Consider the following 11,259-nt stretch of genomic DNA (forward strand, 5'->3'; position numbering starts at 1 on the left):
CTAACGAGGGAGAGGACTGTGGTGCAGGGGGCGGTGGGTCGGTGAGACGGTCAGTGATCCCCGGGCCGGCCGTCGTGACCCCCTTGACCCCCGTGCTGTACGCGTCGGAAGAGCAGATCGTTCACCACATGACCCTTGTCCAGCCCCTGCCCCTCGAAACGGGTCAGCGGCCGGAAGCCGGGGCGGGGCGCGAACCCGCCGTCCGGCTGGGTGTTCTTGAAGTCGGGGTGCGCGGTGAGCACCTCGAGCATCTGCTCCGCGTACGGCTCCCAGTCCGTCGCGCAGTGCAGGAGCGCGCCCGGCTTCAGCCGGGTCGCGGCGAGGGTCAGGAACTCCGGCTGGATGAGGCGGCGCTTGTGGTGCCGCTTCTTCGGCCAGGGGTCGGGGAAGTAGACCCGCAGACCGTCCAGGGACTCCGGCGGGAGCATCTCGCGCAACAGGATGATCGCGTCCCCGTTGCCCACGCGTACGTTCGTCATGCCGCCCCGGTCGGCCAGGTTGAGCAGATTGCCCTGCCCGGGCGTGTGCACGTCGACGGCGAGGATGTTGGTGTCCGGGTCGGCGGCGGCCATCTGCGCGGTGGCCTCGCCCATGCCGAAACCGATCTCCAGGACGACGGGGTTGTCGTTCCCGAACAGCTCGGCCGGGTCGACCGCGCGCCCGTCGATGTCGAGCCCCCACTTCGACCACAGCCGCTGCAACGCGTCGGCCTGCCCGGCGGTGACCCGGCTGCGGCGCGGCTGGAAGCTCCGGATCCGCCGCTCGAAGTGCGATCCGGCGGGGTCGGCCTTGGGCCCGTCGGGGAACCGCGGCTCGCCCTTGGCCCGGGTGTGCCGGACCGACTCGCCGGGGACATGCCGCTCGCTGAGGACGTGCCGCTCGTCGACGAGGTGCCGCTCACCGACGACATGCCGCTCACCGACGACATGCCGCTCGTCGGCGACGGGCCGGTCGTCGGAGACGGGCCGGGGGGTTTCGGGGGTGCTCAGGGAATCAGACACAGTGGGTTCGATTTTACGTGGGTGCGATGCGGGTGTGGCGGCCCGTGGACGGTGACTCACTGTGCCTCTCCGAGCACCGCCAACGCCCTGCGCGCCACCTCCCGCCCGATCGGCAGGGAGGCCGTCGCGGCCGGTGAGGGCGCGTTGAGGACATGGACCGCGCGGGCGCCCTCCCGGATCAGGAAGTCGTCCACCAGCCCGCCGTCCCTGAGGACCGCCTGTGCCCGCACCCCGGCCGCCGCCCGCACCAGGTCCGTCTCCTCCACGGCCGGCAGCAGCCGCCGTACCGCCGCCACGAACGCCCCCTTCGACACCGAGCGCCGCAGCTCCCCGACCCCGTACCGCCAGTGCCGGCGCCCCATTCGCCACACCCCGGGCCAGGCCGCCGTCGCCGCCGCCTCCCGTGGGCGTACGACGCCCCAGCCGTACCCCTCACGGGCGAGCGCCGGCACCGCGTTGGGGCCGACGTGCACGCCCGAGTCGATCCCGCGCGTGAGGTGCACGCCGAGGAACGGGAACGCCGGGTCGGGCACCGGGTAGACCAGTCCGCGCACCAGCTCCGGCCGGGCCAGCTCGTAGTACTCCCCCCGGAACGGCACGATCCGCACCTCGGGCTCGTCGCCGGTCAGCCGGGCGATCTCGTCGCAGTACAGTCCGGCGCAGTTCACCAGGACGCGGCCCCGGACGACGTCCCCGCGCGCGGTGCGCACGGCCACGCCCCGATCCGGCCGCCGGTCGATCCGCACGACCTGCGCGCCGTAGCGGATCTCCGCGCCGGAGGCCTCGCCGAGCTGCCGGGCGACGGCGGTGAAGTCGCAGATGCCGGTCGTGCGGACATGGATCGCCGCGAGCCCGCGCACCTCCGGCTCGTACTCCGCGATCTGGGCGGGGCCCAGCTCCCGTACCGGGATGCCGTTCTCCCGGCCGCGCTGGACGAGGGCGTGCAGCCGGGGCAGCTCGTCCCGCTCGGTCGCGACGATCAGCTTGCCGGTGACGGCGTGCGCGATGCCGTACTCCGCGCAGAACTTGATCATCTCGGCCGAGCCGCGCACCGCGTACCGCGCCTTCAGCGAGCCCGGCCGGTAGTAGATCCCGCTGTGGACGACTCCGCTGTTGCGCCCCGTCTGATGCCGGGCCGGCCCCGGCTCCTTCTCCAGCACGGTCACCCGCGTGCCCGGCGCGACACGCGTGATCGCGTACGCCGTCGACAGCCCGACGATCCCGCCACCGATCACGAGCACATCGCAGTCGTACCCGCCCACCTGCACCACCTCCCGCCTTCGATAGTGCACTGCGCCACTGACAGTGACTTCAAACGCCGGGTGGTGCGGTACGGCGAAGGGGCGCGGAGACCTGCGTGAGGGCCGGGGGCCCGGCCAGGGCCGTCCGGCGGTGCGGATCCGCGCCCGGCCGGACACGCACCACGACGGGGCGGTCGCTAGGCGGGGGTCATCAGCAGCGGTCGGGCCCGCTCGCGCAGCTCGACCACGCGCGGCTCGTCGCCGTACGGCTCCAGGCGGTGCAGGAGGTCCTTGACGTACTCGGTGGTGCGGGCGGACGAGATCCGGCCGGCCACTTCCACCGCCCGCACGCCCTGCTCGCAGGCAGCGTCGAGGTTGCCCGACTCGAGTTCGGCGACCGCCGAGACGACGAGTCTGAGGCCGTGCGAGCGCACGAACTCCTCCGTCGGCTGCGACAGCGCCTGCTCCGTGAACCGGCGCACCTGGCGCGGTGCCTTCAGGTCGCGGTAGCACTCGGCGGCGTCGGCGGCGAACCGGTCGTAGGTGTAGAAACCCAGCCAGGACGGGTCGTGGTCGCCGTCCCGGGCCCGCTCCAGCCAGCTCTCGGCGGCCTTGAGGGCCGCGCCGGCGGCCTGCGCGTCGCCCGCGCGCGCGTGGGCGCGGGCCTCGACGAGGCGGAAGAAGCTCATCGTGCGGGCCGTGGCCAGGCCCCGGTTGCGTTCCAGGGCGGCCTGCGCGAGGTCGACGCCCTCGTCGCCGAAGCCGCGGTAGGTCGCCTGGAGGGACATCGATGCCAGGACGTACCCCCCGAGGGGTACGTCGGCCGCCGCGCGCGCGAGACGCAGTGCCTGGATGTAGTAGCGCTGGGCGGCTTCCTGCTGACCGGTGTCGAAGGCCATCCACCCGGCGAGGCGGGTGAGTTCGGCACTGGCCCCGAACAGCGCGCGTCCGACCTCGTCGGAGTACGACCCGAGCAGCAGCGGCGCCGCCTCCACCCGCAGGCACTCGGGCACCATGGACGAACGCCAGTCGCCGCCCCCGTACTTGGAGTCCCACCGCCTGGCGTCCTCGGCGGCCTCCCGCAGTTTCTGCACGTCGCTGTGGCCGACTTTGAGCGGTGCGCCGGAGCCCTCGCCGGAGTTCACCTCGCGCGCCACCGAACTGTCGGCCGGGGTTATCAGCCATCGCGAGGCGGGCGTTGCGTATGCGCTTACTGCGAACGAACCGGCCAGCGACTGCCAGATGCCGCCCGAGCCGGCCCGACGGCCCGCGAGGTCGAGACGGTACAGCTCGGTCGCCGAGCGCACGGCCTGGCCGACGTCCCTGGGGAAGGCGAGGCCCACCTCGGGCGCGGGATCCGCGTCCGCCAGACCGATCTCGTGGAGCGGCACCGGCCGGCCGAGTTTCTGGCCGATCGCGGCCGCGATGAGGTGCGGCGCGGCACCCTGCGGCACCATGCCCTTCGAAACCCAGCGCGCCACCGACGTCTTGTCGTAGCGAAGTGTCAGCCCGCGTTGGGCGCCAAGGTCGTTGACGCGTCGCGCGAGTCCCGCGTTGCTGATTCCCGCGAGGGCGAGAACGGCGCCGAGCTTTTCGTTCGGCCCGCGTTGCTCCCTGGACATTGCGCCACCCCTCGACACAGACGGCTGTCGCGCTGGCATAACCACGCGGCATTCGTAAACCCAGCGTAGTTCGCCGCATCCCAAGCGTTAAGGGGCATTCTTCCGGATGGCGGGATTGTGGCCCGTACGGAAGTACGGGTCCCAGTACGCACCGTTGCGGCGTGCTCCCGCTGTGTGGCCGTGCGCCCGGCCGTGCGCTCTTCTCCGGCCACCGGGGGAGCGGTTCCATGGGTCGTGCGTGGGTCGGCCCGCTGTACTGGATCCAGTGGGCTGGGGGACACCGCCGCCACAATCCCCGCGGGCGGTGGAACGGTCCGGGAGGCGTTCGGCGTCTCCCGGACCGGCGCGCCGGACGAGGCGCGCGGTCGTGTACGGAGCGTGTGCGGGCCTGCGGCGACGGCGGCCCGGCTTCCGGGATTTGGCCGAAAATCGACCCTGTGTTCCCTCGGTGATTTGGCCTTCGAGCATGGAAATCGAGGGCGCACGAGGCGTTTTGAGGGAGCGTACAGGGGGCGCACTCGCGTCGTGCGTGCGGGGGTGCACGTGGTCGACAGCGCCCGGCGCGCCTGCGCGCGCCCACTTCCCCAGGTCGGCGCGGGGGCGTTCACGGGGGCGCACTTCACGGATCACAAGCCGCGCCGCCTGCCTCTGCGGCGCGTTCTTCGTGGCAGCATGTGAACCGTTCGTTCGGTGCACTGGTTGTCCACAGCCTGTGGAGGCGTCGATGCGGTGGTTGGTGGGATGGAGCAGCACCGCCGCGGGAGCCGGCCTGCCCGGCGCGGGCGACTACGGCGGTCCCGGCGCGTACGCCGAGTACGCCGAGGACGCAGGGCGCGTCGGAGACGACGGCGAGACTCTGCACCCGGTGGGCTCCCAACTCCTGTGGGGTGACCCCGATCCGCTGTGGGCGGTCGGCGACTGGCGCCCCGACGAGGTGCGCGTCGTGCGGGCCGACGCCCAGACCCGCATCGCGGTCCTCGGCACCTGCGGGGCGACCGACGAGCAACTGCGCGTGGGGCTGTTCGCCGCGCGCGGAGGGGCACTTCGGCATCTGACCGCCTGGCCGGGCAGCTACACCGCGATCGTCCAGGTCGGCCGGCGCATCACCGTCTGCGGCGATCTGGCGGGCGCGCGCCCGGTGTTCCACACCCCCTGGGCGGGCGGCACGGCGTACGCGACGGCCGCGCTGCCGCTGGCCGACCTCATCGAGGCCAACCTCGACTTCGGCCACCTGGCGGCCCTCCTGGCCGCCCCCGACGTACCGGCGGCCCTGTACGACTCCACCCCGTACGACGGCGTGCGACGCGTTCCGCCGGGGCATGCGCTGATCCTTCGCGCCGGGGCGCGCGAGATCGCCGGGTACGAGCCGGTCGCCTCCCTCGCCGTGGCGGCGCCACCCGCCGACCCGGACAGCGCGGTCGACGGAGTGCGCGACGCGCTCGTGGAGGCGGTACGCGCGCGTCTGTCGGCACCGCGGCACGTCCCCGACATCGACCCCGGCCCGGTGCCCGGCATGGGACCGGCGGAACGGCGTGCCGCGCGCGGGATGCCCGTCGCCGGCATCGGCGCCGACCTGTCCGGCGGCCCCGCCTCCGGCACCCTGGCCCTGCTCGCGGCCGGCCTGCCCGGCAGGCCCGGGACGCTCCTCGGACACGGCACGGGCGCCGGCGAGCGCCTGCTGGCCGTCACCTTCAACGACCTGGCCGTCGGCGGCCATGAGGCGGAACTGGAGCGGGCCGGCACCCTCGCGGCCAACCCGCGCCTGCACCACGTCGTCGTGACCGGCGCCGAGGACACCCTCCCGTACGCCGACCTCGACGGCCCCCTGACCGACGAACCCGGCCGCAGCCTGGTGACCGCCGCCCGCCACCGCGCGCGGCTGGCCGCCGGCAGCGCGGACCACTTCACCGGCCACGGCGCCCGCCAGGTCCTCGACGCCCACCCGGCCCGCCTGGCCGACCTGCTGATGGACCGCAAGAGACGTCACCTGGTGCGCCCCGTGGCCGCCCTGACGAGAGCGGACGGCTCCGTGCTCGTCCCCGCGCGCGTGTACGGCGCCGCCCGCCGGCTGGCCCGGACGCCGTACGGGGCGGGCGTGGAGGGCCTCGCCGAACGGCTCCTGCACCGCCGCTTCGACGACCTGGGGGGCGCCACGGGCGCCGTCGAGGCCTCCCTCGCGGCCCTCGTCTGGGGCGGGCCCGGTCCGGCCGCGCGATGGCTGACCGGCGAGGCCCTGGCTGAAGTATCGGTTCGTCTCCAAAGCGCCGCCCACCGCACCGGAGTGGGCCCCGGCCAGCGTCCCGGCGACTACCGCGCGCGTGCGGTGCTCGCGCGCCACGCGGCGGACCTGCGGGTCCTGGAACAGGCCGCCGAGATCCGCTCCCAGCGGCTGCACGCGCCCTTCCTCGACAACCAGGTCGTCCGCGCCTGCCGCGCGCTCCCCGAGACCCTGCGCGTGCAGCCGGGGGCACGTGCCGCGATCCTGCGCACCGTCCTGAAGGGCTCCGGGGTGACCGACCTCCCGCCCGGCTGGGGCACCCCCTCGCAGGGCTCCGCCACCGCCGCCGCCCGCGCGGGCCTCCGTATGGCCACCGACCCCCTCCTCGCCCTCTTCGACGCGCCCCTCCTCGCGGAGGCCGGCCTGGTCGAGGCCCGCGTGATCCGCAAGGCCCTGCGTGGCGCGGCCGCCGGCGAGCCGCTCCCCCTGGACGGCCTGGCCGACCTCGTCTCCCTCGAACTCTGGCTGCGCCGCCTCCTCTCCCGCCGAGGCACCTGCTGGACCGGCACGCCCGCGCGTGCCCGCGCCGTACCGGCGGGGATCGCCCCACGGAGGCGGGCGGTTTCCTCGGGCGGTTGAGACCACCGACCTGACGGGACCCTGGCCGCTCGGCGCTCCGCCGTGGGCGTAATCAGCGGGCATGCGTAAGCGCGCGTAACGCGTGGGCACGCGTGGGCAGGTAATCGGCGGGCACGCGTGGGGCGGCACGGGTGGGGCGCGGGCGGCGGCACCCCGTCAGCGCCGGGCCGCGACCCAACCCCCACAGGTCCAGCACCGGGCCGCTACGAGCACCGGGCCGTCACGAGCACCGGGCCACGACGGGACCGGGTAACGACGGGACCGGCTACGACGGGACCGGGCCACAATAAAAGCGTGCGGTACAGAATCCTGGGCGTCGCCCAAGCAGAGGACGGCCCCGGCACCCCCATACCCATCCCCGGGCCCCGCCTCCGCGCCCTCCTCACCGTCCTGGCCCTCCGCCCCGACCGCCCCACCCCCACCGCAACCCTCATCGACGAGGTCTGGGCCGACACCCCACCCCACGACGCTCCCGCCGCCCTCCAAGCACTGATCGGCCGCCTCCGCCGCGCCCTCGGCAAGGACACCGTGCTCTCCTCCCCGGGCGGCTACCGCCTCGCCGCGGCCGAGGAGGACATCGACCTGTTCGTCTTCGAACGACTGGTACGCGAGGCCCGTACCGCCCTGGAAGAGGGCGACGCCGACACCGCCGTCCACACCCTCGACGCCGCTCTCGACCTCTGGCGCGGTCCCGCCCTCGCCGACCTCCCCGACCGCACCGCCGCCGCCCGCCCGGAGGCCCTGCACCTGGAGGCGGCCAGGTCCCGCGCCGAGGCCGACCTCCTGCGCGGACGCGCCCGCGACGCCGTACCCCGCCTGACGGAACTGATCTCCGCACACCCGTACGACGAACAGTTGCACGTCCTCCTCATCCGCGCCCTGCGCGACACCGGCCGCGACGCCGACGCCCTGGCCGCCTACGAGGCGGCCCGCCGCACCCTCGCCGAAGGCCTCGGCACCGATCCCGGCCCCCACCTCCGCGCCCTCCACACCGAGCTGCTCAACCCGACGCTGCTCAACCCCACGCCCGCACCCCCATCCCCCAGTCCGCGCCCGCCCCTCGCCCCCCGACTCCCCGAACCCAAGGGCAACATCCGCCCCCGGCTCACCTCCTTCGTCGGCCGGGAACCCGAACTAGCGGCCATTCGTTCCGATCTGCACAGGGCCCGTCTCGTCACCCTCATCGGACCGGGCGGCTCCGGAAAGACCCGCCTCGCCGAGGAAGCCGCCGCCGGGCTCCCGCAGGCCTGGCTGGTCGAGCTGGCGCCGCTCGACCGCCCGGAGGCGGTGCCGGGCGCGGTGGTCAGCGCCCTCGGTCTGCGCGAGACCGTGCTGATGACCACCGAGCTGGCGGCCCCTCAGGACGACCCCGTCGCCCTGCTCGTCGAGTACTGCGCCCCGCGCAGTCAACTCCTGATCCTTGACAACTGCGAACACCTCATCGGCGCGGCAGCCACCCTCGCCGAGACCCTCCTCACCCGCTGCCCGGGCCTCACGATCCTCGCCACCAGCCGTGAACCCCTGGGCGTCCCCGGTGAGTCGGTCCGCCCGGTCGACCCCCTCCGCCCCGACCAGGCGCACCGCCTCTTCGCCGACCGCGCGGCCGCCGTCCGTCCCGACGCGGCCGCCGTCCTCCAGGACGAGAAAGCGGTCGCGGAGATCTGCCGGCGGCTGGACGGCCTGCCGCTCGCCATCGAGCTGGCCGCGGCCCGCCTCCGGCTGCTCACGCCCCGCCAGATCGCCGACCGCCTCGACGACCGCTTCCACCTGCTCACCTCCGGCAGCCGCACGGCCCTGCCCCGCCAGCAGACCCTGCGTGCCGTCGTCGACTGGTCCTGGGATCTGCTCGACGAACCCGAGCGGACCGTCCTGCGCGAGCTGTCCGTGTTCGCCGGCGGCTGGAGTCTGGAAGCCGCCGAGGCCGTGTGCACCGGCCCGGTCGCCGACCTCCTCGGGGCCCTCGTCGACAAGTCCCTCGTGGTGGCGGGCCCCTGCGAGCGCACCGGCGGCATGCGCTACCGCATGCTGGAGACGATCCACGAGTACGCCACCGAGCGCGCCGCCGAAGTCCCCGAGGCGCGCGCGTCGGCCGACCGGCGCCACCGCGCGTGGGCGCGCGCCCTCGTCGAGCGGGCCGATCCGCTGCTGCGCTCCGCCGAGCAACTGCCGTGGATATCCCGCCTGGAGACCGAGCTGGACAACATCCGGGTGGCGATCCATCGCGCTCACGCGGCAGGTGACGAGGACCAGGCCACAGCCCTCTGCCTGGCCATGGGCTGGTTCTGGTGGCTGCGCAACTACCGCCACGAGGGCGCCGAATGGACCGACCGCACCCTGCGTCTGTCCGCCGCCCTGGACACCCTGCGGACCACCCCGGCGACCCTCCCCACCCCGTCCGGCACCCAGACCGGCACCACGACGGACTCCCCGCAGGAGACGCCAGACACCCCCACCGCCGTCTCCTCCGTCTCCCCCACCCTCACCTGCCGCTCCCTCACTGTCCCCGCCGACCTCACCGCCCGGATGGCCGCCGTCGACCCCGTCGACGCCTTCCTCGCCGCCCCGGACGGCGAGGAGTCCCACCCGCGGCACACCCAGCGGATGAACCTGCGGATGCTGCACCTGTTCCTGCTGTCGGAGTCGGAGCCGAAGGACCTGGCGGCGGACCCGCGCTACCGCGACTACCTCATCCGGCTGCGCGGCCGCTACGAGCCGGGCGGCCGGGAGGCGGCCCTGATGCCGGGCCTGATCTGGCCGGTGACCGCCTTCCAGCTGCGCGACACCGTGGACGTGCGCGCCGTCCTGGACACGGCCGTCGCCAACTGCCGCGCGTACGGCGGTGAGTGGGAACTCGGCTGCATCCTGATGTTCCGTACGCACATGGTGGTCGACTCACCCGGCGGGATGACCGGCGTGGACGACGCCCTGGCGGAGCTGCGGGTGATCAGCCGGCGGGTCGGCGACCGCTGGATGCGGGCCCAGGTGTGCAGCGCGGCCGGCGAGGCGGAGATGGCACGTGGTCGGCTCACGGAGGCGGAACGCGAGTACCGGGAGGCGCTGCGGCTCGCCCACGAGGTGGGCGCGCACGCGGAGTCGCCGTTCCTCATCGCCCGCCTCGCGGAGATCGCCTACCGCTCGGGCGATGTCGACGCCGCCCTGGCCGCGCTCGACGAGGCGACCGCCGTGGCCGATCGCTACGGCGTGGCGGACGCCCGCGCCTTCGTGCTCCTGCTGCGCGCGTACATCGCGCTGTACACGAAAGACGTCGCCCGCGCGCGTGAGCTGTACGGGGCGACGCGCGAGGAGGCGCTGCGGGGCACGCCGCCGCCGCAGTTCACCGCCGGGCTGAGCATGCTGGACGCGCAGCTCACCGCCACCGAGTCCGGCCCGGAGCACGGCCTGCCGATGGTCGCCGACACCCTGCGGCGGGCCGTGGCCGACGAGTGCCCCGAGGCGATCATCTCCGCGATCATGGACGGCGCGGCGGTGCTGGTGGCCGAGCTCGGGGACTTGCCGCGCGCGACCAGGCTGCGCGCCGTCGCCGAGCGGCTGCGCGGCCCCTACCCGACCATGACCCCGCCCCACGCGCCCGCCGAGCACACCGACGCCGCCGCCCGCGCCGCCCTGGGCGCCGAGCGCCATGCGGCCGAGCGCGCCCGTGGCGCCGCCCTGACGGTGACCGGCGCCCTGCGCGAACTCACCGAAGCCGTGCACGCCCACCCGGCCCATCCGGCCCACCGGGCCCCCGCCGCCCGGCCTACTACGAACAGGTGAATCTCGACTCCGCCCAGTCCGCCAGGGCCAGCGAGTCGAAGTGGCTGTGCGGCTCGACGACCAGGCGGACGCTCTCGCGCCCGGCGAGGTCCACATGGACGGGCACGGCAGCGTCACCGCCCTTCATCACGCCGGACGTCCACAGCCGGACGCCGTCGGCGTGGACGGAGAAGGTGACCTTGCCGAGTTTCGTCGTCAGGTCGTCGACGCCGACGAGCGCGTCGTAGGAGATGCAGGCGCGGTTGAGGTCGACGGTGACGGAGGAGTCGCCGTGCACGGTCACCCCGCGCGCGTACTGGCGGCCGGCGATGGACAGCTGGGAACGCTGCCACACCCAACTGCTGCCGGCGAGCCGGATCTCGGGCCGGGTGCCGTCCCCGTTCAGGTCGAAGGACAGCTCGCTCAGCTCGTAGACGACCGGGGCGGGCGGGGGAGTGCGCGTCGGCGCGGGGGGCGGCGTGGGGCTCGAAGACGGCGCGGACGTCGCAGTGGCCGTGGGTGCGGGTGCCGGGGCGGGCGTGGGTGTGGGAGCCGGCCTCGGTGGGACGGAGGGCGTCGGCACGGCGGTCGGCACGATCACCGCGCGCCGAGCCTCGGGCTCCACCGGCGTACGGACAGGTGTACGGGCGGGCGTGGGGGAGGGCGTCGTCGGCGCAGGCTCCTCCCGCAGGTCGACCGGCGTCGAGACGGGGGGCTTGGCCACCGGCTGCTGAGCGGGACTGTCGTCGCCGACGAGCGCGAGGGCCGCCACCGCGGCCGCCACC

At 74.5% G+C, this 11,259-nt stretch carries 6 protein-coding genes; 2 read left to right on the top strand and 4 right to left on the bottom strand.

What is annotated here, in order from left to right; translation table 11 throughout:
* Positions 1-50: 50 nt before the first annotated feature.
* From trmB to ALMP_RS34995, 3 genes are all read right to left on the bottom strand, one after another.
* A complete protein-coding gene (gene trmB / locus ALMP_RS34985) occupies positions 51-1,001 on the bottom strand; it encodes a tRNA (guanosine(46)-N7)-methyltransferase TrmB (protein WP_264935783.1) in 951 nt (316 codons plus the stop codon).
* A 56-nt stretch (positions 1,002-1,057) separates the two neighbouring features.
* Positions 1,058-2,293, bottom strand: a complete 1,236-nt coding sequence (lhgO, locus tag ALMP_RS34990) for an L-2-hydroxyglutarate oxidase (RefSeq protein WP_264935785.1) — start codon at positions 2,291-2,293, stop codon at positions 1,058-1,060.
* 146 nt (positions 2,294-2,439) lie between these two features.
* On the bottom strand, positions 2,440-3,864 hold the full coding sequence (locus ALMP_RS34995) for an MFS transporter (RefSeq protein WP_264935786.1): 1,425 nt from the start codon (positions 3,862-3,864) through the stop codon (positions 2,440-2,442).
* Between the two features lie 724 nt (positions 3,865-4,588).
* Between ALMP_RS34995 and ALMP_RS35000 the strand changes: the two genes are divergently transcribed.
* Together ALMP_RS35000 and ALMP_RS35005 are read left to right on the top strand one after the other, a co-directional pair.
* The gene (locus ALMP_RS35000) at positions 4,589-6,721 is read left to right on the top strand and encodes an asparagine synthase-related protein (RefSeq protein ID WP_264935788.1); all 2,133 of its coding nucleotides are present in this window, start codon (positions 4,589-4,591) and stop codon (positions 6,719-6,721) included.
* 294 nt (positions 6,722-7,015) lie between these two features.
* Positions 7,016-10,495 carry a BTAD domain-containing putative transcriptional regulator gene (locus ALMP_RS35005; RefSeq protein ID WP_264935790.1) on the top strand — a complete coding sequence of 1,160 codons (3,480 nt, stop codon included), beginning with the start codon at positions 7,016-7,018 and terminating at the stop codon, positions 10,493-10,495.
* Here ALMP_RS35005 and ALMP_RS35010 read toward each other — a convergent pair.
* Positions 10,482-11,259, bottom strand: a 778-nt coding sequence (locus ALMP_RS35010; RefSeq protein ID WP_264935791.1) for an NPCBM/NEW2 domain-containing protein, incomplete at its 5' end; no start/stop codon positions are given. The two genes, ALMP_RS35005 and ALMP_RS35010, sit on opposite strands and share 14 nt — an antisense overlap.

Origin of the sequence: Streptomyces sp. A012304, assembly GCF_026008495.1 — a bacterium.
Lineage (GTDB): Bacteria > Actinomycetota > Actinomycetes > Streptomycetales > Streptomycetaceae > Streptomyces.

Bases quoted from the DNA above. Each gene is read 5' to 3' on its own strand.
- ALMP_RS34995 (WP_264935786.1), bottom strand. From the start codon at position 3,864: ATGTCCAGGGAGCAACGCGGGCCGAACGAAAAGCTCGGCGCCGTTCTC.
- ALMP_RS35000 (WP_264935788.1), top strand. From the start codon at position 4,589: ATGCGGTGGTTGGTGGGATGGAGCAGCACCGCCGCGGGAGCCGGCCTG.